The 24649-nt window shown below is 65.9% G+C and carries 26 protein-coding genes and 2 pseudogenes; 25 read left to right on the plus strand and 3 right to left on the minus strand.

Features of this window, described 5'->3' with window-relative positions; genetic code table 11:
• The first annotated feature begins 145 nt into the window (after positions 1–145).
• From GTY56_RS09565 to GTY56_RS09585, 5 genes are read left to right on the plus strand one after another with little or no spacing between them, the layout of a single operon-like run.
• Complete coding sequence (locus GTY56_RS09565; RefSeq protein ID WP_237524518.1) at positions 146–1747, plus strand: DUF1254 domain-containing protein; 1602 nt, start codon at positions 146–148, stop codon at positions 1745–1747.
• Positions 1748–1796: 49 nt separating this feature from the next.
• Positions 1797–2708 (plus strand): HAD family hydrolase, encoded by a 912-nt coding sequence (locus tag GTY56_RS09570; RefSeq protein ID WP_202509954.1) that lies wholly within the window; start codon positions 1797–1799, stop codon positions 2706–2708.
• A 10-nt stretch (positions 2709–2718) separates the two neighbouring features.
• Positions 2719–4152: a DUF1254 domain-containing protein gene (locus GTY56_RS09575; RefSeq protein ID WP_161364429.1), complete on the plus strand. Its 1434-nt coding sequence runs from the start codon at positions 2719–2721 to the stop codon at positions 4150–4152.
• Between the two features lie 11 nt (positions 4153–4163).
• Positions 4164–4841 (plus strand): GAP family protein, encoded by a 678-nt coding sequence (locus GTY56_RS09580; protein WP_161364430.1) that lies wholly within the window; start codon positions 4164–4166, stop codon positions 4839–4841.
• A gap of 8 nt (positions 4842–4849) precedes the next feature.
• Positions 4850–6532, plus strand: coding sequence for a SulP family inorganic anion transporter (locus GTY56_RS09585; RefSeq protein WP_161364431.1), 1683 nt, complete (start codon positions 4850–4852; stop codon positions 6530–6532).
• 671 nt (positions 6533–7203) lie between these two features.
• On the opposite strand, the gene GTY56_RS09590 is transcribed toward GTY56_RS09585, so the two are convergent.
• On the minus strand, positions 7204–7554 hold the full coding sequence (locus tag GTY56_RS09590; RefSeq protein ID WP_161364432.1) for a hypothetical protein: 351 nt from the start codon (positions 7552–7554) through the stop codon (positions 7204–7206).
• A 1123-nt stretch (positions 7555–8677) separates the two neighbouring features.
• Between GTY56_RS09590 and GTY56_RS09595 the strand changes: the two genes are divergently transcribed.
• The 3 genes from GTY56_RS09595 to GTY56_RS39845 all read left to right on the plus strand — a co-directional run bounded on the left by GTY56_RS09595 (position 8678) and on the right by GTY56_RS39845 (position 10385).
• Positions 8678–9175, plus strand: coding sequence for a hypothetical protein (locus GTY56_RS09595; protein ID WP_161364433.1), 498 nt, complete (start codon positions 8678–8680; stop codon positions 9173–9175).
• A complete protein-coding gene (locus GTY56_RS09600; RefSeq protein WP_161364434.1) occupies positions 9156–9521 on the plus strand; it encodes a hypothetical protein in 366 nt (121 codons plus the stop codon). The genes GTY56_RS09595 and GTY56_RS09600 overlap by 20 nt, the downstream gene beginning before the upstream one ends.
• A gap of 276 nt (positions 9522–9797) precedes the next feature.
• Positions 9798–10385 (plus strand): hypothetical protein, encoded by a 588-nt coding sequence (locus tag GTY56_RS39845; RefSeq protein ID WP_202509960.1) that lies wholly within the window; start codon positions 9798–9800, stop codon positions 10383–10385.
• A gap of 62 nt (positions 10386–10447) precedes the next feature.
• Here the strand turns inward: GTY56_RS39845 and GTY56_RS09605 are convergent.
• Positions 10448–10595 (minus strand): annotated as a pseudogene (locus tag GTY56_RS09605) (transposase family protein); the annotation flags it as partial.
• Positions 10596–10741: 146 nt separating this feature from the next.
• Between GTY56_RS09605 and GTY56_RS09610 the strand changes: the two are divergent.
• From GTY56_RS09610 to GTY56_RS09635, 6 genes and pseudogenes are all read left to right on the plus strand, one after another.
• On the plus strand, positions 10742–11080 hold the full coding sequence (locus GTY56_RS09610) for a hypothetical protein (RefSeq protein ID WP_161364435.1): 339 nt from the start codon (positions 10742–10744) through the stop codon (positions 11078–11080).
• Complete coding sequence (locus GTY56_RS09615) at positions 11080–11673, plus strand: hypothetical protein (protein WP_161364436.1); 594 nt, start codon at positions 11080–11082, stop codon at positions 11671–11673. Before GTY56_RS09610 ends, GTY56_RS09615 begins: the two co-directional genes overlap by 1 nt.
• A 156-nt stretch (positions 11674–11829) precedes the next feature.
• Positions 11830–11986, plus strand: a pseudogene (locus GTY56_RS09620) (IS5/IS1182 family transposase); the annotation flags it as partial.
• A gap of 441 nt (positions 11987–12427) precedes the next feature.
• A complete protein-coding gene (locus tag GTY56_RS09625) occupies positions 12428–12757 on the plus strand; it encodes a hypothetical protein (RefSeq protein ID WP_161364437.1) in 330 nt (109 codons plus the stop codon).
• 182 nt (positions 12758–12939) lie between these two features.
• Positions 12940–14166 carry an ATP-binding protein gene (locus GTY56_RS09630; RefSeq protein WP_161364439.1) on the plus strand — a complete coding sequence of 409 codons (1227 nt, stop codon included), beginning with the start codon at positions 12940–12942 and terminating at the stop codon, positions 14164–14166.
• Positions 14167–14253: 87 nt separating this feature from the next.
• Positions 14254–15546 carry a DUF6414 family protein gene (locus GTY56_RS09635; RefSeq protein WP_161364441.1) on the plus strand — a complete coding sequence of 431 codons (1293 nt, stop codon included), beginning with the start codon at positions 14254–14256 and terminating at the stop codon, positions 15544–15546.
• Between the two features lie 381 nt (positions 15547–15927).
• Here GTY56_RS09635 and GTY56_RS09640 read toward each other — a convergent pair whose 3' ends face one another.
• On the minus strand, positions 15928–17025 hold the full coding sequence (locus tag GTY56_RS09640; RefSeq protein ID WP_161364443.1) for a DUF1152 domain-containing protein: 1098 nt from the start codon (positions 17023–17025) through the stop codon (positions 15928–15930).
• A 144-nt stretch (positions 17026–17169) separates the two neighbouring features.
• On the opposite strand from GTY56_RS09640, the gene GTY56_RS09645 reads away from it, so the two are divergent.
• From GTY56_RS09645 to GTY56_RS09695, 11 genes are all read left to right on the plus strand, one after another.
• Entirely contained in the window at positions 17170–17910 is a 741-nt protein-coding gene (locus GTY56_RS09645) for a GntR family transcriptional regulator (RefSeq protein ID WP_161364445.1), read from the plus strand.
• A gap of 275 nt (positions 17911–18185) precedes the next feature.
• On the plus strand, positions 18186–18626 hold the full coding sequence (locus GTY56_RS09650; protein ID WP_161364447.1) for an ATP-binding protein: 441 nt from the start codon (positions 18186–18188) through the stop codon (positions 18624–18626).
• Between the two features lie 86 nt (positions 18627–18712).
• On the plus strand, positions 18713–19441 hold the full coding sequence (locus tag GTY56_RS09655; protein WP_161364449.1) for a GntR family transcriptional regulator: 729 nt from the start codon (positions 18713–18715) through the stop codon (positions 19439–19441).
• A 607-nt stretch (positions 19442–20048) separates the two neighbouring features.
• The gene (locus GTY56_RS09660; protein ID WP_161364451.1) at positions 20049–20399 is read left to right on the plus strand and encodes an SCO3933 family regulatory protein; all 351 of its coding nucleotides are present in this window, start codon (positions 20049–20051) and stop codon (positions 20397–20399) included.
• Positions 20400–20404: 5 nt separating this feature from the next.
• The gene (locus GTY56_RS09665; protein ID WP_161364453.1) at positions 20405–21778 is read left to right on the plus strand and encodes an FtsK/SpoIIIE domain-containing protein; all 1374 of its coding nucleotides are present in this window, start codon (positions 20405–20407) and stop codon (positions 21776–21778) included.
• Between the two features lie 80 nt (positions 21779–21858).
• Positions 21859–22515: a DUF2637 domain-containing protein gene (locus GTY56_RS09670; protein WP_161364455.1), complete on the plus strand. Its 657-nt coding sequence runs from the start codon at positions 21859–21861 to the stop codon at positions 22513–22515.
• 18 nt (positions 22516–22533) lie between these two features.
• A complete protein-coding gene (locus GTY56_RS09675; RefSeq protein ID WP_161364457.1) occupies positions 22534–22725 on the plus strand; it encodes an RING finger protein in 192 nt (63 codons plus the stop codon).
• Positions 22725–22916, plus strand: coding sequence for a mobile element transfer protein (locus tag GTY56_RS09680; RefSeq protein WP_161364459.1), 192 nt, complete (start codon positions 22725–22727; stop codon positions 22914–22916). The genes GTY56_RS09675 and GTY56_RS09680 overlap by 1 nt, the downstream gene beginning before the upstream one ends.
• Before the next feature lie 9 nt (positions 22917–22925).
• Positions 22926–23120 carry a hypothetical protein gene (locus GTY56_RS09685; protein ID WP_161364461.1) on the plus strand — a complete coding sequence of 65 codons (195 nt, stop codon included), beginning with the start codon at positions 22926–22928 and terminating at the stop codon, positions 23118–23120.
• A 26-nt stretch (positions 23121–23146) separates the two neighbouring features.
• Positions 23147–23404: a SpdD protein gene (locus tag GTY56_RS09690; RefSeq protein ID WP_114254381.1), complete on the plus strand. Its 258-nt coding sequence runs from the start codon at positions 23147–23149 to the stop codon at positions 23402–23404.
• 130 nt (positions 23405–23534) lie between these two features.
• Positions 23535–24649: replication initiator (locus GTY56_RS09695; protein ID WP_161364463.1), on the plus strand; the 1115-nt coding region annotated here is incomplete at its 3' end.

The following is a 24649-nucleotide window of genomic DNA, read 5'->3' on the forward strand; positions in this document are numbered from 1 at the left end:
GAACCCCCGCACCACCACCGGCGGAACCCCCGCACCGACACCGCTCGATTGAAACTGCTCTCCGACGGCCTAGGCGCAGTGGTGGTCCGCGGCCGGTACGGCTCATGGTCGAGGGGAGACCCTCCCCCGAGAACGGAGCGATGCCTTGGAGCAAGCCGAGCGGATCTCGCCTCAGGTCATGGAGTCGATCTCGACTCCCGAGCAGGTCGAGACGCACCTGGGCACGCTGGAATTCCCGCTGGGCGTGCCCACTGAGGAGACCGCGAACCGCGTCTACGACCATCTGGACCGCGTGCGGGCGGTCAGCGCGTTCCTCGACGCGTATTCCGGCGTCAGCGTGTGGGCGGCCCGCCGGGGGTTCCTGGAGGCCGGAATCCAGGACCACGACGTCCTGCTCTTCTCGGAGTTCATGGATTCCAAGACGCTCGTGCTGACCGGAAACGCGGACACCGTCTACTTCGTGACCTTCCTCGACCTGACCGAGGGCCCGCTGGTGGTGGAAGTGCCGCCCCTCGCCCTCTGTTTCCTCAATGACATGTGGTTCCGCTGGGTCACGGACCCCGGCATGGCCGGTCCGGATCGCGGAGCGGGCGGCAGGTACCTCTTCGTGCCACCCGGTCATGAGGGCCCCCTTCCCGAGGGAGGGTTCTTCACGCTCCGGACCCGCACCACACGGCTCCTCCTCGGCGGGCGGGCCTTTCTGGAGGGTGATGACCCGAAGCCGGCGGTCGAGCGGATCAAGGAGGGCCTGCGCATCTACCGCTACGTCCCCGGCTTCTACGGGACCAGTATCGGGGAGATCGTCACCGGCGGCACTGCCCCGCCGCTGCCGTGGACCGCTCAGACCTGGACCGCCGCGCTGCACAGGCCCGACCCGCCGCGCTTCGTCGAGGGCACCGGGCTGCCCGTGAACACGATCCCGCCCGCCGACGCGACGTACTTCGACTTCGCGAGCGAGCTCGTGCACGACCAGCCGGCCGAAGCGCTCGACCCCGAGATCGCCGGTGCGCTGGCAGCGGTCGGCATCGTCAAGGGCCATCCCTTCGAGCCGGACGCGCGGATGCGGGGGATCCTCACCGAGGCGGCCGCGGTCGGCAACGCCACGGCCCGCACCCTCGCCTGCCGCCCGCACCCGGCCGAGGGTGCCCACTTCTACGGGGCGTCCTCTCAGTGGGTCAACGGCCTGCTTGCGTCCGGCCACGAGTTCCTGGCCCCGCCCGCGGACATCACCGACAAGGGCGTCGAGCCCCGCCCGAACGACGGCGCCCGGAAACTCAACCTGCGGTCCTGGTGGTGGTACCTGGGCGTGGGCATCAGCCCGGCGTTCACGGCACCGCTGGCCGGTGTCGGCTCGCAGTACCTGTTCTCGTTCGCGGACCAGGAGGGCCGGCCCCTCGACGGCGGCAGGCACTACCGCCTGGTGCTCCCGCCGGACATCCCCGCCGCCCGGTTCTGGTCGGTCACCGTCTACGACAACCAGACACGATCGATGATCGACATCCCGCAGCGCTTCCCCCGGGCCGGCAGTCAGGCGTACCCCACCCCGGCAGCGGTCCCCGGCCCCGACGGCACGACCACGGTGCACTTCGGGCCCGACCGGCCCGACCGGCCCGACGGCGTGCCGGAGGGCAACTGGATCCAGACCGTACCGGAGCGGGGATGGTTCGCGGTGCTGCGCTTCTACAGCCCCCTGCAGCCGTTCTTCGACAAGACCTGGCGACCGGGCGAGATCGAGCCGGTGGACTGACCGCGGCATGCGGCGCGGTGAGCCGAGGGCGCGAGGGTCGGAGTGCGAGATGGCCATGGGCACGAGCCCGCTGGAGAGTTGGAACGACGGTGCCGCGAGGCGGGCGATCGTCGACTTCGTGACGTCCGCGGCGGCGGAGGACTCGCCGGGTTTCGTCCCGCCGATGGACCGGGTCGCCGTGTTCGACAACGACGGAACCCTGTGGGTCGAGAAGCCCGCGCCGGTGCAGTCCGCGTTCATCCTCGGGAAACTGGCCGCGCAGGTGCGGGAGGATCCGTCGCTGGCCCGGCAGCAGCCGTACCGGGCGATCGTCGACAACGACGAGTCGTTCTTCCGCGCGCTGGACGTACAGGACCCCGACGCCGTGAGGTCGATGGTGGAGGCCATCGGCTCGGCCTGGGAAGGCACCGCCTTCGGGGAGTTCGAGGCCGAGGCCGCCCGGTACCTGGCCTCCTGGCGACACGAGCGCTTCGGCCTGCCGTACGCCGCTCTCGTCTACCAGCCCATGCTGGAGCTGTTCGACTACCTCCGGGCGCACGGCTGGCGGCTGTTCGTGTGCTCGGGTGGCGGACGCGACTTCATGCGGGTGATCTCCGAGGAGCTCTGGGGCCTGCCGCGGGAGAACGTCATCGGCTCGGCACCGGAGTTCGCCTACCGGGACGGTGCGCTGGTCCGCCGGGCGGTCCTGCACGGCCCCGTCGCGCTCGGGCCCGGAAAGCCGGAGTACGTCCTCGCCCGCACCGGCCGGCTGCCCGCCCTCGCCGTCGGCAACGACGACGTGGACGTCGAACTGCTTCAGTCCGCGCGGTTCGCGCTGCTCGTCGTGCACGACGACGACGAGCGGGAGTACGCCTACAGCGACGGCGCTCAGAGAGCCCGGGCGACGGCCGAGCGGTCCGGCTGGACGACGGTCAGCGTGAAGGACGACTGGAACGCAGTGCTCAAAAAACGACCGAACTAGGAGGAACGCCATGCCTCATGTGAACGAGGCGCCCAGCCCGGGCACATCAGCCGAGACCCTCGCGTCGATCTGCAGCCCCGACCGGCTGGAAACGGTCTTCGGCGCGATGGACTTCTTCGACGGCATGCCCCTGCCCGACACGGTCACCCGCGCCTACGACACGCTGGACCTGCTGCGCGGGATCGAGGCGTTCCTCAACTGCGTACCCGGCGCATCCATGGTGGCGATGCGACGCGGACTGCGCAGCATCGGCGTCGACTCCCGCACGATCGGCTACACGGCCCCGCGATGCAGTTCGGCACCCGTTCTGCTCACGGGCAACACGGAAACCACCTACGGGATGGCCTTCCTGGCCCTCGACGAGGACGGGCCCATCGTGGTCGAGGCACCGGGGAACTCGCTGTGCGTCGTCAACGACATGTGGCAGCGCCACGTCACCGACATGGGCATCGCCGGGCCGGACAAGGGAGAAGGAGGCAGGTACCTGTTCCTGCCCCCGGGCTACGAGGGTGACGTTCCCGACGGGTACTTCGTCGTGCGGCCGGCGACTTACGGCTCCTGGGTGCTGCTTCGAGCGCTGGGCGGTACGGAGAGCCTGCTCACGGCGCGGATCTACCCGCTCTCGGCCGCGGCGGACCCACCCGAGCAGCGCTTCGTCAACTGGGCGGCATCCGACTTCAACACGATCCACGCGAACGACTTCTCCTTCTTCGAGGAGATCGCCACCATCGTCAAGTCGGAGGCGCCCGGCTCGCTCGATCCCGAGCGAGCAGGTCAGCTGGCCGCGCTCGGCATCGTGCCCGGCGAGCCCTTCCAACCGGACGACCGTATGCGCTCGATCCTCGGCAACGCCGCCAGGATCGCCTCCGGCATCGTACGGACGCTGGCGTTCAAGCCACGTGACCCCGGCTTCTACTACTACCCCGACAGATCATGGAAGACCCCGTTCCCGACGCGCAGTCACGAGTTCCTGACACCGGGCGGCGCCCGGCTGCTGGACTCCCGGGCGGTGTTCTACTACTTCGCGACCACCATCTCACCCGCCATGGTGGCGGCCGCCGTCGGCATCGGGTCGCAGTACGCCTACACGGCGGAGGACTCCACAGGCGAGTGGCTCGACGGCGCAAGGAGTTACACGCTCACCCTGCCGAGCGCCATCCCGGTGAAGAACTTCTGGGCCGTCACCGCCTACGACCCCCAGACCCGGTCGCTGCTGCGCACGGACCACCCCTACCCGAGCGTCAACAGCCTGTCGGAAGACGTCCGGGCCGAGAGCAACGGCGACACCGTCATCCACTTCGGCCCGACCGCACCGGAGGGCAAGGACGCGAACTGGGTCCAGACCGTCCCCGGCAAGGGATGGTGGGCGATGCTGCGGCTCTACGGCCCGCTCGACAGCTGGTTCGACCAGAGCTGGCGGCCGGGCGAGATCGAACCGGCGTGAGGTAGACGGCCGTGGGTGAGGCGATCGGTCAGATTCTGTCCTACGGCGTCGCCGTGGCGCTGAGCGCGTTCCCGATCATCGGTGTGGTGCTGATGCTCGCCACCCCCAGAGCGCGCTCCAACGGACCGGCGCTGCTTCTGGGTTGGGTCCTGGGCCTGGCCCTGGTCGGCACGATCGTGCTGCTGGTCTCCGGCGGCGCCGGCCCGAGCGACCAGGGGCAGCCGGCCGACTGGGTCAGCGCGCTCGACCTGGCGCTCGGCGTGCTGCTGCTGTGGGTGGCGGTGAAGGAGTGGCGCGGCCGGCCGCGCGGCGACGAGGAGGTGACGTTGCCGAAGTGGATGAAGACGGTCGACTCGTTCACCCCTGTCAAGGCGCTGGCACTCGGGATGGCGCTGTCCGCCCTCAACCCGAAGAACCTGCTGCTCTCGATCGCCGCGGCATCAGCGATCGCGCGCACGGACACCTCCGCCGGCGCGCAGGCCGTGGCACTGGCGCTCTACGTGGTGCTCGGGGCGCTCGGGCCCGGAACGCCGGTCGTGCTCTACTTCGCCCTCAAGGAGCGCTCGAAGCACATCCTCGACGGTCTCAAGCTCTGGATGGAGCGGAACAACACGGCGATCATGGCCGTGATCTGCCTGCTCTTCGCCGCGAAGCTGGTGGGCGATGCCATCAGCGATCTCTCCTCATGAGGGCGGACATGCACTGGCTGTTCCCCTCACTGCGGGGTTACCGGCGGCAGTGGCTGGTCCGGGACGCGCTGGCCGGAGCGACCGTGTGGGCGGTGCTGGTGCCCGAGGCACTCGCCTACGCGACGATCGCCGGCGTCTCGCCCGTGGTCGGCCTCTACGCCGCACCCGCGGCCCTGATCCTCTACGCCGCCTTCGGCAGCTCAAAGCACCTGGTGGTCGGGCCGATGGCGGCGACGGCGGCGCTCTCGGCGGCGATCGTCGGTGAAGCCGCCGGCGGTTCGAGCGCGCACTTCACGGCGATGACGGCGGCACTGGCCGTCACCGTGGGCATCGCGGCGTTCCTCGCCGGACTGCTGCGCCTCGGCTTCCTCGCCAGTTTCATCTCCGAGCCGGTGCTGAAAGGCTTCATCGTCGGCCTGGCACTGACCATCATCGCGGGCCAGCTGCCGAAGCTGTTCGGTGTCGAGGGCGGGTCCGGGGACTTCTTCGAGAAGATCTGGGCCTTGATCGGCGACCTCGGCGGGGCCAGTGGCCTCACCGTCCTGGTCGGCGTCGGCAGCCTCCTGCTGATCCTCGTTCTCAAGCGCGTCGCCCCGATCGTGCCCGGCTCGCTGCTCGCGGTGGTGCTGGGAATCGCGGCGGCAGCAGCCTTCGATCTGGAGGACCACGGTGTCGATGTCGTCGGCAGCGTCGAGGCCGGGCTGCCCTCGTTCGGCTTCCCCGATGTCTCGGTCGACGACCTCGGCCACCTCGCCGCGGGAAGCGTCGGCGTGCTGCTGGTCGCCTTCGCCGAGGGACTCGGGGCGGCGAAGAGCTACGCCGCCCGCGACCACTACGAGGTCGACGCCAACCGCGAGCTGATCGGGCTCGGGGCCGCCGGCCTGGGTGCCGGCCTGTCCAGCGGCATGATCGTCAACGGCAGCCTCTCGAAGACCGCCGTCAACTGGTCGGCGGGCGCACGCACCCAGCTGTCCGGAGTGTTCGTCGCCCCTCTTACCGTGATCACGCTTCTCTTCCTGACCGGCCTCTTCGAGAAGCTTCCCGAGGCGGTGCTCGCGGGGGTTGTGGTCGCGGCGGTGGTCGGACTGGTCGACATCCCCTCGCTGGTCGCCCTCTACCGCGTCTTCACCCGCAGGCTCGGCCAGGCCTACGGCGTCGCCGCGCGGCCCGACTTCCTCGCCGCGGTCGCCGCGATGCTCGGGGTGATGATCTTCGACACGCTGCCCGGCCTCTTCATCGGCATCGGTGCCTCGTTGCTCCTGCTCCTCTACCGCTCCTCGCGGCCGGTCATCAGCGAGCTCGGGCAACTGCCGGGGAACGGACACTTCGCCGCGCTCGACAGGCACACGGACAGTCGCAGGATCCCGGGGGTGATCGTGCTACGCGTCGAGGCGGGAATCTATTTCGCCAACGTGGAGCGGATCCGGTCCGCGGTACGCGGGGCCGCCGGCCGGGAAGGGGCGACGGCGGTCGTGATCGACGCCGAGACGGTTCCCTTCGTCGACGTCAGCGCGGTACGCATGCTCGACGAGTTGGCCGAGGAACTGGAGGCCCGCGGAGTCCGGCTCCTGCTGGCCCGCGACGTGGGTCAGGTGCGGGACGTGCTGCGCACCGCCGAAGCCAGGGCGGAGCTGAGGCACGTTCATCCCACCGTACGGGCGGCTGTCGAAGCGGCAGGGAACGGCACATGACGCAACCGTGCCTTGTTCCCCTCCACGACCTGGCGGACGCCAACTCCCCCCGACGTTGTTCTTCGACAGCCATGACTGCGTCGCCTGTCGGCAGCTCCAGAAACAAACAACCCCAGGCCGCTGACCTGGGGTTTCTCTCTGGAGCGGGTGACGAGAATCGAACTCGCGCTCTCAGCTTGGGAAGCTCGGGTTTTTAGCGGCGATTGCTGCGCTGACCTGTGGCGGGGCGGCGTCAGGGTCCTGATCCCACCCGTGGCTAGACCCCGCTGTTCCCCGTGGTTCCCCGCAGGATCTGGCACGTAACTGGCACGCGCCTTCGCCTCGTGCGTCCCTTGGTGGAGCTCCGCCGGGAGTGTCTGATCCTCAGCCGACGACAGTCAGCCACGATGGCGGGTGCGTTGACCGATCAGGCACGCGTGTGCCTCGACGCACCCTCACCGGCCTCAGCCGCGCTGCCATCTCGTCGACCAGAGAAAGTTGCGCCGGTCGGAGGCACGACGGTGAGATCTTGGGCGATGACTTCGTCGTCCCGAAGCAACTTGGCTGGGGGCTCTGCCTTGGAGTGGTGGGCCTCTCGCCTGTGCTGATGGTCCGCAGGCGTTCGCCATTGTTCACCGTCGTTCGTCGGCGTTGTCACGCAGTTAGACACTCAGGCGAGTCCGGCTTACGGGTCAGACTTGTTTCCGCCCGGCCCAGTGACGAATGCGGCCCTCGCCGTAAGGGCCGAGGTAAGTGTAGACATCGGGGCGAAGTGGGATCTTTTTCCGCCTCGCTGTCTTCCGCTGGGCCGTAAGCTGTTCGGCGATCACGACGAGTTCCTTCATATTCTTCGTTCGTTGCCGAGTGCTCAGCTTTTTAGGGGCGACCGGAGCGACCTCATGTTCGCCGGTCTGTAGTCTCCGTATGCGCTCGTCGAGATCAGCGATACGGCGACGGTAGTACTCCAGCCACGGCTGCCGCTCAACCTTGCCGGCGTAGTGCGCGCGCAACTCCTGGAGCCGATCGAGTGCGCTGCTTGCCATGGTGCCCCCTCCCTGAACTCAGTTGTGCGCCCCAGGGTAGGGCCGCACATCCCCCGTGCACAGGGCGTGCAGGAATCCGGTGAAGGCGCACGGGAGTGCGTGACTGACGGAGTCTTAACACCCGATTCGCCGTCTGTCCTCCAGAGCACTAGCCTTCCCGACCTGGGATGGCGCATGGCTGGGCCCGTCGTTCCCTGTGGTCCCCCGCCGTGTCCCCCCCGTAACGGGCATGCAGGGGGCACGCGTGTCTCCCTACCGCCCCCTCGATGCGAACGGGTGGCATGGTTGCTGAGGTCTGCCGGGCTGTTCAGACGGGCTGTGGGAGGCGCGGACGGTTGCGCCGGTCGAGGGAGTTGCTGCAACGGCTCCGGAGGCCCGTTGGTCACTGCATAAGGCAGCAGGTCATGGGCCTGCACGCGCAGGTCCGGCGGGACGAGTCCATGGATAGTCCACGGGAACTGACCATTGCAGATTCAGCTCCCCCCGGCACGAGAGGACCTGTCTGCGCACACACCAGCCGTCTGGGCGCGTTGGCGGGGCTGCCGGTGACGACGTCTGAAGTCGAACCTGCCGCTGGAGGTATAGAAGGTGATGTCGACGGCCACGATGACGTGGTACCCGGAGCTGGCCACGCGCGAGGGCGGCGGCGCTGCGGCCGCGCACCGGCAGTTGTGAATGGGGCACGGGCCCCCTGATACGCAGCTATATGCGTGTCGGCTGCACCACGACTCGGCGAACGCTGCCGGGTGGGGCGTTGCCGTATGTCGCTACTGTCTGCGCTCGTTGACTGAGGTTCGGGCATCCCCAACTACCCCTGTTGGGTAGGATTTTGTCAACCAGTACCGACCTCAGGGGGCTCCATGATCGAGATAGCCGCTGCCTTAATCGGCGGGGTATGCCTACTCGGCGGCGCTGTGATCACTGCCCGGTGGACGCGTTCGCGATCCGCCGGTAGCCAGGACCCTGCTCCATCGCCTCCTGGTAGTCACGTGCAGCCGGATGGCGGAACCAACACATCCCAGCCCCCGCGTAGCGCCGGGCCGGGCGGGATCACCGTCAACGGACAATTCATCGAAACAAACAACGGCACCGTGTCGCAGAACAACTACCGAGATGGCAAGCAGTGAAGCTTCCCTTCGTCAACAACGTAGGGTGGCTCGGGATCGCTTATTACGCGTTCGGGGCTGTTTTGGCCATCCTCTTCACGTTGGCTGGAATTGAAGTGATCAATGATCACTTTCCCTATGTTTTGCCAGCTCTCGAATGGTTTATCGGGCGTCTTGTGCGCCTATCCTCTGATGAGTACGTCGGGGCCTTTGTGCGTGACCGACTGCTCGTCTTTGCCGTAATCGGTGCGATCTTCGTCCTGTGGGTTACGCACAAGTGGCCCACTTTGGTCAAGACGATTGGCCAGGCGTTGAACCCGTTTGCGCGAGTTGGAGTGGCCACAGTCTCGGCTGTTGCTGCGGTCTTGATCGCAGTGATACTGGCTGGCCCGCTTGGCCAGTCCAAGAGCCAAGGTGAGTGCGCCTCGTCCTTTCGCCTGAGCCTGGACCGTGCGCCCTCGCTGGTGAGTAATACGACGTGCAAGGGAGGGAAGTATGGTCGGGACGGCGATTGATCAGTACATTCAGACCAATAACGGCAGTGTTTTTCAGACGATCATCAAAAATGAGTCGATTGACGAAGATACCAAGCGGAACGTACGGAAGCTGGCGGTCTCTTCCCCTCAGATGCTTGCCAAGATCGATGAAATGCTGAAGGAATCGGGGGATGTGAAAGCGGCCGCTGCGCTCGTGCGGGATGCGAGCGATATCCTGAACGGGAAAGGAGATTCGGCGACCCAGTTCACAGACGCTGGCGATGACCCTATGTTCCCTGGAAAAGGTGAACGAGAGCTCCGTAAGGCAATTGCCGGTCCATTTCTCCTTCTCGCCGTGATCGTCGCGTTGATCCTCTGGTTGTGACACTCCGATCATTACGGCTCCGCTAGCCACTCACCCTCACCCACCACTGGGCGCTCCCCGCATATGCCGCTACTCGGGCCGGCACTCGGGGACGGCGCCCTCACCATCGGGCGCACGTCGACGCCCCGCCGCCACTGCAGCCAGCAGACGGAGATGCCAACCGCCTGGCACTAAGGCCGCAGCGTGCGTTACTGGTCACGACTCCTCGTATCGGGACGCCACGGGAAATACACCGTTTCTGCCCCCCCATGGAGAGGTGGGCAGCACACTGTGTTCATGGACTGGCTTACGCCCCTTACTGGGTTCGTGGGTGTTGTCGTGGGTGCGGCAACTTCCTACGCATCGACCCATCAAGCGCAGAAGCAGCAGCTTGCGGATGCTCGCCTGGCACGTGATGAAGCCGAGCGCGTAGCTGTTGTGGCGGCGAACGCTCAGGCGCTTACCGCTCTGCTGGGCCACATACGCAAGATGCCTCCTGACTCGTCGCTACCGGAAGTGCAACCGGCCGATTATGAGCAACTTCTCATAAGTGAAGAGGCTTGGTGGAGCGAGCTGCTTGAGTACATTGAGCCTGCTCGTGTTGCGGCCCTGGAAGTGCGTGATGAGGAACTTCGAACGCTAATTGTTGAGGGTCTGGCTTGGATGTATGACTGCCAGTACCTCAATCTAGGGCTTTATCGGCGAAGCCGGGAATGGTTACTGATGGGAACGGTTCATCACTTGATCGCGTGCGTGTTTTCCTGGCGTCGCGGTGATGCTGCAATGCCCGAGCCCAACGGTCGTTACAAGCGCCTCAAGGAGGCTTGGGAGTATGACGAAGAAGTTCGCCGTATAGAAGCAGAAGAGCGCAATTCGACGCAGTAGGCGAGTACGTTCCACGGGGCTGGCATAGGGGCTGAAGTGGCAGCGAGACACAGTGTCTACTTGGACACCCCAAAGCGGGGCGAGTTGGTGCATGGTCAGATTCGTGCGCCCGTACACGGCCACCAGCAGGGCCCGGTCCTCCAGCGGGAGGCTCCACGGCCGGCCCCTGCTGACCGCATCCGCACCCCCGTGCCGGAGAACCGTCACCAGCCACCACGGCGCGGCCGGACCTCCGGTTTTTGCCCACCGCCGGGGGCCACCGGCGTCTCCAACTCGTCCAGCAGCCGCTCCAGTTCCATACCTGTCAGAAATCGCATTCACCTGCAACGGGCTTCCCGCTTCGGTATTTTCCTCTCATGGTCAACGCCACTGAAGCCGCCGTCGCAGTTACCGAAGCTGTTGCCGCAGGCGCAGCCACAGGGCTCCTCGACCGCGTACGTGAACGCGTCAGGGCGCTCGTCTCCGGTGCGCCCCGGGAAGTCCAGGACCGGTACGCGGAGGAGGCCGCCGACCACGCGGTCCTGCTCAGGGAGGAAGCTCTCCCACTGGAGGACATCGCCGCCTACTGGAGGGTCAGGCTCATCCAGCACAACCTGACGGTGGACAACTCGACCTCCACCGTGACGTTCGGCGAGGTGCACGCTCAGACGAACTACAACGTGGGCAGAGACTTCAGCGGCACCATCAACCTCTGATGGGCGATAAGCACCTCTCCTTCCACTCCGGCCGGGACACCCACGTCGTGATCAACGAAGTGGCGAAGGAGTTCCCTGAGGTCGCCTCAGCCCTCAACCGCCTGGACGCGAAGGTCCTCAAGGACTTCTCCAATGCGCTGTCGAGCAAGATGAACTGGTCGATGGCCGAGATGTTCAGCCAGGCGGCCAACGGTCTGAGCATGGATGTCCTCGAAGGTTTCGCCAGCACCGCGCATCTGGTGGATTCAAGGCGGCTGGACGACTTCTCACGGGCCGTGAACTACCTGGAGAGCGATCCCGTGTTCTCGGATCTTGGCCGGGTCCTGGAGGACATCAAGAAGTTGGTGGAGGCCAAGAGGGAAACGCTATCCCTCATCGCCGAAGCGAACCGAGGTCTCGCGGAAGCGAAGACTTCCCTCATCAAGCTGGATGTCGTGGCCCTCGCGGAGAGGTATCACTGGCAGGAGGAGCAGGGTAAGCGGCAGTACACCGCGAAGCTGAAGAAGCTGGAGCAGGAGCTTCAGAACTGGAAGACCCGATGCATGTACGCGGTCGGCATCGCGGTGATCGCCGTTTACCTGTTCGTGCGCTGAGCGATAGTCAGAAGTTTGTGAGCGCCTGTGGCGCAGTACCTCCCGCGCGACCAGGTCTACATCCAATCGCGGGGGCGTCCATCCCCTGCTTGTTGTGTCCTCCGGCCGATACGGGCCGGAGTCAGACCTGGCAGCCGGCGTCGGTGGGATTCCTGGAACCGCACCGACTGCAGGGCCCGGGAGGGGTCCGGCGCCAAGGTTGCCGTCGGTTAAGACCCACGTGATCGCCGACGGTGGTTACCCGGCTACCGGACTCGTCATCCCGCACCGTCGCGAGCGCGGCCAGACCGAGCTCTCCGACTGGAAAGAAGATGGTGTACGACGACCACTCGCCACGGTGCAGGTTGCATCGCGACGCACCGACCATCATCAGCCGCCGGCACCGAGTGCTTCTCGGTGAGCGCTCCACACCTGGACTGCGTACGAGTCACGTCTCACACCCGGTCTCGACCGTTGTGCGGACCTGTGCAGGATTGCCGGGCACATGTCCTCTGTGGAAGGCGCAATGCTCCGCGCAGCGGTGCACGGCGGGCCAGGAGGGTTGCTCGGGGGGCGCGCACGCTCTCCAACTGTGTTGGTGGGGTGTTGGGCTGTGTGCGAGGGCGTTCACCTGGGTTCATGAGCGGTCGGCCGCCACTGTGGGGACGGCTCCGGATCTCGCCTGAACGGCCATGAACGGCGCTGAATGAGACGGAAACTGAGACGGTCGGTAGGGCTGGCGCTCGTTAGCATCTTGGCTGTTGGAGGGGGAGTCATGGCACTGGTCGGCAAGGGATCACGACGGATCGTTGTCGACGGCACGGTCTACCGCTGGCGGCTGCGGGGCCGCCCCACGTACTGCCAGGGGCTGGCCTGGTCGCCGTGTACGTTCGCGGTGGAGCACGCGAACACTCCGGGGACGACGCTCGTGGTCATTACCGACCAGCCGCATCCGAGCAACTGGATCGGCCGCGAGGCTGAGCCTGTACTGCCGTCCGGTGTGGCCGCGGCTGTTCGGCTTGCCTTGTGTGAGGGTTGGACTCCGACGGTTCCAGGTTCATCGTTCCATCTCGACCAGTCCACTGGCTTCACGTCCTCGCCCTGAGCGGTGCAGAGGCAGCTCGCACCCCTCGATCTGCAACGGTTGGAGTGCGGCGGCAGCGGTGGGCCGCGGCTGTTCTCGCCTGTTCCTAGACGCGAGGAACGAGCCAACCCGACGCCTGCCGGGTCCCTGACAACTTCGCGAAACACCCTGTTGACCATCGGCTTCAGGATTACCCTTAGTCGATGGACGCAGACATCTACCCTCCCCAGACGGTGGCGCGAGTTAAGCATGTAAGCGAAGATCAAACTACAGCGTTCCTTGAGCTACGCAATGGGAATATCGCCACTTGCACGACCTCTGGGGAATTCCGATTCGAGCGAGGGGATGTTGTCTTCATCGATGCTGAGAATAGCGACATCTCTCTTGCCCCTGATGAGCTCTGGGATGAGGACCCTTGGGTTGGCGTTGTTCGCTTGCTACAGCCAGGGCAAGTAGTTATCGATATCGGTGGGCGCCTTAGGGTACTCGACCACCCGCATGACGTGGACTTGCGAGAAGGGAACACGGTAAAGGGGTATGAATCGCGAGGGATCACAGAGGTGCTTTCCGAGGATCCTGTCCGCTATATCGACCTACCTGCCGTCGATAGCGTGACTGTAGAGCAGTTTAAAGCATCGCCCGATGGGGCCCTCACTTTTGATGACTTTGGCGGCTATCCCGAAATCATAGAACGAGCGAAAGAACTGATTGAGACACCACTTGAGTGTCACGATTCATTGGCTAAAATTGGCGCTCGACCAATTAAAGGTGTTCTTCTCACTGGCCCTCCGGGGACGGGCAAGACTATGCTCGCTAAAATCATCGCACATCGGGCTAATGCGGAGTTCTACGAAATCAGTGGGCCAGAGGTTCTAAGCAAATGGTATGGCCAGAGCGAAGAACTCATCCGTAAAATCTTCGAGGATGCCGCAATGCAAGAGCGAGCTATCGTTTTCTTTGACGAAATGGATAGTCTCGCGTCAAGACGCAGCGATGATTCTCATGAGGCCTCGCGCCGCATCGTGGGCCAGCTCCTCTCTGCCATGGACGGATTCAGCGCTGATACCAACGTTGTTGTAATTGCCACCACTAACCGCCCTCAGGACCTGGATCCCGCTCTGCGGCGGCCCGGTAGGTTTGACTGGGAAATCGACTTTCCTCTACCTGATGTGGAGGATCGCAAGGCAATCCTCGAAGTATCCGCAAGAAGGCTTAACAAGGGTGAGGAGCTACCGCACGTGTACGTCGCCGAAAAGACTGCCAACTGGTCTCCCGCAGAACTCGCTGCCATTTGGAGCGAGGCTGCACTTCTAGCTGTAATAGAGTCAAGGGATGCCATTTTTGCCGACGATTACATCGGTGGCTACGAGAGGGTAGCGCTGCACAGAAAGAGGCTGTCAGTGCGGACCTCGGACACGGGAGAGAGGTAGCAGATGATCAGTCGATTCAAACGATGGTTGCGAAATCGAAGGCGATGTAAGCAGCATGCTGCCTCGGGTCCTATTCTTCGGGAATTCGTGTACCTTGATGAGGTCAGCGTCACGAGCCTTCTGTCGTCTCGCCTCGGGGCACTCCCCAGCGAATATACCGAAACGCTTTCAAGCTCAATCAAATCCGAAGTCAACAGCAGCATCAATGCTGATGCCAAAATCATCAAGTCCGGAATTGGCTCGCGCTTTGAGGCCACTCAAAGCAAGGACTCGCAGGTGCTGCGAAAGTCTACGATTCAAGCAACATTCAAGGATCTGCACGACTACGAGAAGCGCAAAAACTCGAGGATGGTAACGCCTGACACTTGCGTAGGTGAGCCTCCCAGTTTGACGGAAATCCTTGCAGAGAGGCGAGTTTCGACACCCAGCTTCGCTGTCCAGCCATGGCTACTCGACCAGGAAAGGTTGGCGCGTGGAGAGCTTGTTGAGGTGAAGGTTAAGCTTCGCGCGGATCCTACCTATCGCGTGAGTTCGATCATCTCGACCATGGCCGACCTGGTAAGCAATCCGTATCTGGCTGCGTCGATTAATCCAGAAGATCTGGAGCAGGCGCAGGCTTTTAACGGGATCCTTGAGGGCCTCATGGCGGGCCTTGTGCCGCTTAAGTGCGAGGTGGTTGACTACTCGGTCTTTACGATTGATGGTGTCGAGTATGTTGTTCACAAAAAAATGGAGTCCCGTCTTGATGGCTCGGTAGTGGCTACCCGGAAACCTCTCTTTTTGGTCGGAGTGACCGAACAGTCGCTGTATTGGAAGGATATTCGGCGCGTTCTATTCTCTGATTCGCCGGTTTGGGCCCTGTGTAGAATTGCTGTTACAGGGATCCAGTCGCAATGGACTCCAGTCAAGTTGGTGGAGGTCTTGAAAGAGGTCTTGCCAGGATTGGGAGACGAAATTGATAGGTTCAGTACCGGCGCACTGAACGCTCTGGCTGAAGATAGATCTTCGGAAGAGATCACCGAGCAAAGGGTGCGCGTACTTATTTTGTACGGAGAGCTTGTCGCTGCCCGATGTGGAGTATCTCTAGATTCAGAGGCTCGTGCGCAAATTGAGGCCTTGGCTCGCGAAAACAGTGGATTGCTGGTCTCTGTCACTGACAGCCGCAGAGCGTTCCGGCTAATCGTTCAAGAAGTAGAGGATAGGTTTTCTGTCTCCGTTGACCCTGATGATGCCGTGAGGGAAAGAAGTCGGGCGTGGCAGCTTATCGGAGCTTCCCCCGGCGGCACTATCGCGCTGCCTAATTCGCCAACCCTTGATCCGGAGTCTAATACGGAAACCGAGAGGTACCTAGACTCTGAGTTTGTAGCGCTTTACTGGTAATGAAAGTTAGGCTTTCAGCTGCGCGATTAGGTCGGTGGAACGGCTTTGGCCTGTGGCCTGCCCGGTCTGGGGTCGAGCATGATCAGGGGGCCGTACGCTGGCTGGCAACTCGGGCAGGGCTTTGGACCTGCCCGCAATGTGCACGAGTGGCCCCCTGGTCTTGCTCGACGCGGGACCCGGACCGGGGAGGTGGCTAAAGCTGTGGAGCCGACCGCCCCAGCCACGACATACCCCTTCTCTGGCATCAGGCGGCTGATTGCTGTGCGCGGTACGGGCGCCGGCCGGGCTGGAGCGGGGCGGAGACAGGAGCGCAGGTCCGGCCGGGGGCCGGACCGCGCGCGGTGAGCGGAGCGAGCCGCCTTGAACCCGTGAAGAAGGTTGTTACTCAGTAGTGGCTGTGATGCGCCACAAGGGAGCGTCGTACTGCTTCGGGCGGCTGTTGATGAGTAGCTGGCGCAGGTCCTCGCGCAAGGAGCCGTTGAGGTTCAGGGCCTCGGTGATGCGGCGGAACGTCGTGTGGGTGACGCCGCGGCTGTGGGCCTCGGCTTCGAACTGGTCGAGCTGAGACAGTACGGCCTCAGGGTCGAGCTGGACCGGTGGCTGATCCTTGAGCCACGAGGCCTTGTTGCGCTCGTAGTCGATCTCCGAGTAGCCGCAGATTTCGCGGCTGTGTGCTTCAACCTCGTCCAGGGTGGCTGTCGTCAGGATGGCGCGGGCCAACTGGTTGCGGGTGAGTGCCTCGTCCAGGTCGACTTCATGGACCGCCGGGCCATCGTCGGTGAGGGGGACCGGAAGGCCGGCGTCTCGCATTTCGCAGGTGCCACGTACGCCTCGGGCTGTCGCCGCGAGCATCCCGGTTGCCTCGGAGGGGTGCCATTCCAGGACGGAGCTGATCGGCTCGACGTCCTTCGCCGTGAGGGTGTGGATGATCGGGCCGAGCATGGTGCTCAGTCCGTCGAGAGGGAGTTCGCCGTCGAGACCGGGGCCCGTCACCAAGAGGCGGACGGGTGCATTCACCTGGCAGCACGCGGCGAGCGTGACGGCGTCGGCAAGGGGGCTCTTGAGCGTCGGCTCATCGCCGCGGGCGAGGATGTCGCCGCCCACGTCCAGGAGGTCGATCGACTCTGGTGACAAGTGGTCCACCAGTTCTTCGAGTTGGCGCGTGACGCCTTCGACTCCATGGCGCGGATCGATCAGCGCGAACGTGTGCCGGAGCTCTGCTGCGAGTCGGGGGAGCGTCGAACCCGCCGGAGCGATCGGGCGAGCTTCGGCCGGCACTGCCCAGACTGCCGGAGTGAGGGGCTGGAGGCCGGTGAAGTTGTCCGGTCCTCGGGGACCGGGTACCGGGTCGATCAGGAGGCGGTCCCATGCGTACGTGAGGATCACCGCCTGGTCTTCGTCGCCGTAGAGGGCGGCGTGAATCATTGCGGCGGCGACTGCGTCGCCCCCTCCTCCTGCTGCGACGATCAACCGCGTCATGCGTGTCAGCCTACGGGGTGGGGGGTTGACCACTCACCCTATAGTGGCTAGAGGCCATAGCCACTTGTATCGAGAAGCAGGCCTCAGCTCGGTAGCGGGGTGCCCGACTACTCGCCTGGGGCTCGCCTTGGGTGAGGAGGACTGATGCCGCAGATCGAGGAGGCTCAGCCGAAGTATCTCCAGATCGCGCACTACATCCGTGATCAGATTCTTCGGGGTGACCTGCGACCGGGTGACGAGGTGCCGTCCGAGCGGCAGTTGGCGGCGGACTGGAAGGTGTCCCGGCCCACGGCTGCACGGTCGTTGGAGGCGCTGAGCCATCAAGGGCTCGTCGAGAAGCGTCAAGGCTCGGGCACGTACGTGCGGAGCCTGGAGGTCAACCGGCGGGCTCGTGAGCTGTACGGCCGCGCTCGGCAGACGGGGAAGATCTACACGCCTGGTGAGTACGCCGTGATCACTTCTGCCGGTTGGCTGGAGGCGCCGGATCACGTGGCTGAGGCGCTGGGCTTGGTCAAGGATCGTCGGGCGGTGCACCGGCGGCGCGTGACCAACAACCAGGATGGGCCGATCACGCTGTCCACCTCGTGGTTCGCTCCGGATGTCGGCCAGCGTGCGCCGAAGCTTCTGGAGCCGGAGCGGATCCAAGAGGGCACGCTGATGTACGTCGAGAACATGACGGGACGGCAGGGGAGTTACGCGGAAGATCGCATGTGCGCGCGGGAGGCGACGGAGGAAGAGGCCGAGGACCTTCAACTTGCGGCCGGCTCCGCCGTGCTGATCGTGCACCACGTTGTCTTCGACCTCCAGGACCGGCCGTTGGAGTTCGCTGAGGCCACCTACCCGCCGCTTCGCTGGGCGTTCGAGCAGGGCTACCCCCTCACCTGAGGGGGCCAGTTGCAGCGAATCGCTTGCATCGACGAAGTGGCTAATGCCACTATCCAGGAAGTGGCTAAGGCCACTTCACTGGGAGGAGGCGCGGTGTGACGAGTCAGCGGCCGGATCAGGGCACGCAGTTACCTTGCCCGGGTTGCCGGGGGCGCGGCTGGAAGCGTGTCGGCTCGCGTACGACCCTGGCGCTTGCCACCGCTGCCGATCGCACCCGCGCCACATCGAAGCGGCGCTGCCTCGACTGCGACGGTAGCGGCAGGAAGTGAGCACCCATGGCCTACACGATCGACCGCTACCCGTCTGAGGAATCACCTCGTCTCGGTGCGATGACCTTGCACCCTGTCGCTGAGTCCGTACCGCGGGCTCGGCGCTGGTTCCGCAAGTTCATCGCCCCGTACAACCCGGCCTGCTCCGTTGACGACTGTGTGCTGATGATCTCGGAGCTGGTGACCAACGCCATCGCTTACGGCCGGTCAGACGACCCCTGGCTCGTCCGGGTCGAATGGTTCCGTGAGGGAGATTCGCTTCGGGTCGACGTGCATAACCCTGGCTTTCCGGCGAACGTGCGGCTGAGGCAGCCCGACGCCGACGACTCCCACGGGCGTGGACTGCTCCTGGTCGATTCGCTGGCCGAGTCGTGGCACGCCGCGCCGAGCCGCTTCGGCGGAACCGTCGTCTCCTTCGTGATGGCCGATGCCTGGCCCGGAAGGTAAGAGTTCGCTCCGCTTCTACTCCGACAATCGAAGATTCGCTAGTCTGGTTGACCAGTTGACTTGGCTAATCCCGACAGGCGGCGTTCATGGCGTATGAAGTGGAGCCACCGAAGTACGTGCGCCTCGCACAGACGATCCAAGGTCGCATCGAGGACGGCACGTACCCGCCTGGCACTCGGGTGCCCAGCGAGAACCAGTTGGTGCAGGCCTTCGGGATGTCCCGTCCCACCGTCGTGCGGGCGCTGGAGCTGCTGAAGCGTGACGGCTGGCTCGAGTCCCGACAGGGGTACGGCACGATCGTCCGGGACCGGCCCGAAGTGGTCGAGCAGAAGGACAGGCGGGGGCGGGAAGCCCTGGAGCGCGATGAGTCGCAGACCTCGGGACGCCTCGTGGAAGTCGTTGAAGTCGTTGTCCCGGCACGGGTCGCCTCAGCGCTCGGCTTGCCGAAGAAGGCCAAGGTGCTCATGCGCCGCTTCCTCGTTGAGGAGGAAGGCGAAGCAGTTGAGTTGGTCTCGTCGTACTTCCCCCCCGGCCTGGTGGAGGACACCGAGCTGGCGAGCGCTGATGTCTTGGCCGGCAGTGTGCGTGAGCACCTGGAAGCGAGGAAGAAGATCCGCTTCGACCATGTCACGGAACGGGTCTCAGCTCGGCTCCCTGAGACAGATGAAGCCGGTCTCTTGGGCCTGCCGGACGGCGTGCCTGTGCTGAGCGTCTTGGTCATCGCGTGCGACGCGTCAGGACAGGCGTTGCAAGTCTCTGACGTGCTGCTTCCTGCTGACCGACAGGAGCTCGAAGATACCTATCGGTTCAGCTGACGGGTTGAACCGGTAACTGCGACTCAGGTCCGAGGTTGTCGGCTGGCAAGTCGGTAGATCACGTACGTAAGCGCCAGGATGAAGTCGGCGGCTACCCAGAACGCGACGATCAGGCCCACCCCGATCGTGGTTCCGACGTCGCTCGCGTCCTCGCAGAGTTTCAGGTCCTCTCCCGTCAGACCGCGGCAACCTTCGGGCGTACCGCTGGCCGTCGAGGCGCCCAAAATGACCCAGATCAAGAACAAGATCTGCACGGCGAGAAAGACCCACAGGAAGACCCGGCGTCGCTTCCTCGGCGGCGGTGCCGTGCTGTCCTGGCGCGGGGGCTGACTTGGGGGTGATCCCTGAGACGGCCCCGGCCATGTGCCTGGCGGCGGTGCCGCCCACTGTGGAGTGCGAGGGTCCCACGGCTGCGGTTCTGGAGCGCGGTGCTTCTTGCTCATGTCGCGCCCTCCCTTACTGCTGACTCCATAGTGCGCTCGGCGCTCCAGGGCCGCTCATCGACCACCACGAAGTCACTTGACAAGTCAACCTGGCATCCGTAGCTTCGAACTTGCTAAGTCAACTTGTCAGGTTGGCAGGTTGATCGACTCAGGAGGAGAAATCTGTGCGTGTGATTCGTATTGACGCCTCGACCGCCACGATCCTGCTCACTGAAGCGCCGGCGCCGAAGGTGCGCGACCGGCAGACTGGTGAGATCGCCAAGGACGCCGTGAGTGGTGAGGCGCTGATGACGGTCGGCGTCGTCTACGTCGACGAGGGCGAGTCGTCGTTGATCAAGGTCACAGTGCCCGAGAGCGGTGTGACGGACGGCTTGACCGTCGGGGCGCCGGTCTCGCTGCCGGGGCTCATCGCCCGGCCGTGGGAGAGCGTCTTCAACGGGCAGCAGCGGCACGGCATCGCCTACCGCGCGACCGCCGTTGCTCCCGGCACCTTCCCGATGGAGCAGGCGGGCTGATCGTCGTGACCGACCTGGTGACGTGGGCCGAGCTGGGCGGGTCGCTCGCTGCGATAGGCGGCGCGGCCTACGCCCGGCACGCCCATCCGGCGGCGTACTGGTCCACGGTCGGGCTGCCCGTCTCGGTTGCCCGGCTGCTGGCCTCGTACACCTCCACCATGGACGCGTGCGGCCTGACGGTCGAGCCGCCTCGGTGGCGGGCCCTGGCCGTAAAGGCCACGACTCGCCGTGAGGTCCGGCCGGTGCCTCCTCGCCGGGGCATGATCCGGCCCACCTCGACAGGTCTGCGGCTACGGCTGCGGCTGGCTCCAGGCCAGGAACCGGCGGACGTGGCGGCCTCGGCCGAACGGCTCCGGCACGCCTGGGGTGTTCACGCCGTCTACGTGCGGGACATCAAGCCTGGTGTCGTGGAACTGCGGCTCGTCGGCTTCGACGTCCTGCGGAAGGTGCGGATGCCCCGCCGGACCGACGCCGGTCCGCTCCGCGTGCCGGTGGCACTGCGGGAGGACGCAACCGCCTTCGTACGGGACTACCGGGCCGTTCCCCACGAACTCGTGCTCGGCGCCACGCTGTCCGGCAAGTCCATGTTCCTGCGGAACCTGCTGGCCGGGCTGGCCGCTCAGCCGGTGGTCCTGGTCGGGATTGACTGCAAGCGCGGGGTGGAACTGGCGCCGTTCGCTCCCCGGCTCTCGGCGCTGGCGACCGACCCGGAGCAGGCGGCCGAGCTGCTGCCCGTGCTCGTCAAGGAAATGGAGGACCGATACGACCTGATCAAAGCGCGGCAGGGCATCGCGCCCGGCACCCCGGATGAGCTGATCACCTCGGACGTCTGGGGCCTGCCGGAGGACGAACGCCCGGCTCCCATCGTGTTGTTCGTCGACGAAGTGGCAGAACTCTTCCTCGTCGCCACGAGGAAGGAGGAGGAGCGGCGGGACGAGATGGTCACCCAGCTCATCCGGCTCGCCCAGCTCGGCCGCGCGGCCGGTATCTACCTGGAGGTCTGCGGGCAGCGCTTCGGGGCCGAGCTGGGCAAGGGAGCGACCATGCTCCGGGCTCAGCTCACCGGGCGGGTCTGCCACCGGGTGAACGACGAGGCGTCCGCGAAGATGGCGCTCGGTGACATCGCCCCTGAGGCTGTCCTGGCCTCCTGTGCCATCGCGGCCGAGTTGCCCGGCCTCGCCGTCGTCGGCGACACGTCCGGCGGCTGGTCCCGGATCCGCACCCCTCACCTGTCTCTCGCCGATGCCGCGGCCACCTGCCGGGAGACGGCGCACCTTGCCCCGGACGTTCCGGCGCTCGCGCCGTTCCGGCCCTACGCCCCTCCCGTGCCGGTGACGGAGTCCGGCCCCCTGGCCACTCCTCAGCCGATCACCGAGTAGCCAACCCGCTCCCACGGTCGGCGCGGCCGTCCCGCGCCAAGTCCCTACCCCACCCATGCCCGGAACTGGAAGGAGTGGCCGTGCGCGCCCTGCCCGTCCGTGTGGACGCCGTACTCGTCCAAGCGGTGATCGCTGCCGCGCTGTCCTTCGCTCACCTGCATGACCTGGCGCTGGCCGCTGGACAGGACGGCTGGAAGGCGTGGGCCTATCCGGTCTCCGTCGACCTGCTGTTGGTGGCGGCCTGGCGGCGCCTGCGCTCCGGTGAGGCGAAAACCGCCGGGTGGTGCTGGTTCCTCGTCGCGCTGACAGCGTCCCTCGGCGCCAACGTCGCCACCGCCGGACTGCTCGACGTGGAGAACGTACCGGCCTGGCTCCGCATCCTCGTCGCCGGCTGGCCCGCGGTCGCCTTCCTCGGCGGGACGCTGCTCGCTCACGGACCAGCGCATCCCAGCGCGGACCCGGCGGCGGCACCAGAACCCCGTTCGAAGGCTCAGGCATCGGAGCCGACCGCCGCAGAGGTCGAACTACCCTCCGCTGCTCCCGAACTTCCGGCCACTGCAACGGAGTCGGCGCCACCCACTCCGCCCTCGGTCCCTCCCGCGCTCGTCACCCTCGCCCGCAAGGTCGCTGACGAACACCGCGCCCGGACCGGGACCGACATCGACACTTCGACCCTTCGCGCCCGGCTCGGTGTCCCGATGCCGCTCGCCGAAGCCATCACCACCCAACTCACCTGACCCGGAGGAATCTCCCCCTTGCGCCCGTCCACGCTCCGCGCGCTGAAGCGCGCCGCCGAGCTGACCCGACAGAACCGCCTGACCGAAGCCGTGCTGATCGCCGAACCGGTGATCCTCGCCGCCGACAGCTACGAGGGCGACGAGATCTTGCGCTGGCTGGCCGACCACGTCACCGACTTCACCGGCGAGACCCACAAGGAGATGCCCTGATGTCCGCCAACCGCCGTTTCCGCCGCGTCCTCCGCATCGGCCCCGTCCAGGTCGGCACCTACTACGACGGCCGGGGCCGCGAGAAGCACACCGCCGCCTGCACGGCTCCGCGCTGCGGCTTCTCCACCGACTACGACAGCCGCGCCGCCGCCGAGCTGGCCGCGCGCACCCACCGCTGCCGCGTCCGCTGAGGAGTTCCCGTGACCGTCTCGCTGCCGCTCGTCTTCGTCCTGGGCGTCGTCGCCTGGGCCGCGATCAAGTTCCTCGGCGTCCGCCTTTGGGTCGCCGTCGTGATCGCGCTGTTCGGCTTCTGGCTCTCGCACACCATCCTCGCCCCGGCCATCGAGTCCGGCACCCGCTCCGGGGTCGACGTCGTCAACGGCACCCACGAATGACACCCCGACCGACAAGGAGTCCCGCGATGTTCCGCCCCAAGCTGCCCGACACCCCGCACATCCAGAGCATCACCACCCACATCCCGCAGGATCACGCCCCGGCTCCTTCCGCCGGCCGCTCGGTCGCCCCGTTCGTGGGGGTCGGCGCCGGTGCGGTCGCCGCCGTGGTCGTCGTCGGCGTCGTCCTCACCGCGCTCCTGGCGGCGGTCGCCGTCTCGGCCGTGTCTGTGGCCATCGCCGCCGTGGTCCTGCGCTCCCTCGTCACCGGCGCCAACAGGCGCTGACCGGCCGCCGGGGCGGCAAACGCCGCCAAGCATCCCGCCGCCCCGGGGCCGTCCCTCTCAACCGCCGAAACAGCCGAAAGGAAGACCCATCATCACCCGGCAGACTCCGCCCCCGCTGGCGGAACTCTCCATGCTGGCCTCCCTCGGCACCATGCCCGAGCTGGCCCGCCAACTCTCCGGCCTGGGTGGGTGCACGAACCCTGTGCGCCTCGACGGCCACCGCACCGAGTACGCGGTCGACCGGACGACCGGAGAGATCGGGCGTGTCCTCCACCACCTCGACTCGTCCTCCCTGCCCGCCGGAAGTCTCCTCGTCCGCTGCAACAACCGCCGTGCCACCCGCTGCGCGGCCTGCGCGGAGGTCTACCGCCGAGACACCTTTCACCTGATCACCGCCGGACTCCGCGGCGGCAAGGGCACCGCCGAACAGGTCGGCACACACCCGCGTGTCTTCGCCACCTTCACCGCGCCGAGCTTCGGCCCCGTTCACAACCGCCCTTCCAGTGGGCGGCCTTGCCGCTGCGGTGCCCGGCACGACGAGACAGACCCGGCCCTCGGTACGCCCCTCGACCCGGACGCGTACGACTACGAAGCCGCTGTCCTCTGGAACGCTCATGCCGGAGCTCTCTGGCGGCGCTTCTCGATCTACCTGCGTCGTGAGATCGCCAAGCGCGCCGGACTCACCCAGCGTGCGTTTCGGGACCACGCGCGCGTCTCCTTCGCCAAGGTCGCCGAGTACCAGAAGCGGGGCGCCGTCCACTTCCACGCGGTCATCCGCCTCGACGGCCCGGAAGGCGGCGACACAGCCCCGCCGGCCTGGGCGTCCGCCGAGCTGCTGACCGACGCCATCGATGCCGCCGCCACCGCCACCCGCGTCAACGGACCGGACGTCGACGGCCGCGCCCACACCTTCACCTTCGGTCGCCAACTCGACGTGCGGACCATTCGCTCCGCCGACTTCGACGGCGGCCAGGAGCTGACCGACCGGGCCGTAGCGGCATACATCGCCAAGTACGCCACCAAAGGCGCCGAGACAGCGACCGGCACCCTGGACCGGCCGATCCGCTTCCTCGCCGAGCTGGCACAGGCCCGGATTACCGACCACGCCCGACGCATGATCCGAACCGCCTGGACCCTCGGCGCACGCAAGGACCTCGAACACCTCCGCCTGCGCGCCTGGGCCCACATGCTCGGCTTCCGCGGCCACTTCTCCACCAAGTCCCGCCGCTACTCCACCACCCTCGG

It is taken from the genome of Streptomyces sp. SID5643, from assembly GCF_009872555.1.
GTDB classification, from domain to species: Bacteria; Actinomycetota; Actinomycetes; order Streptomycetales; family Streptomycetaceae; genus Streptomyces; species Streptomyces iakyrus.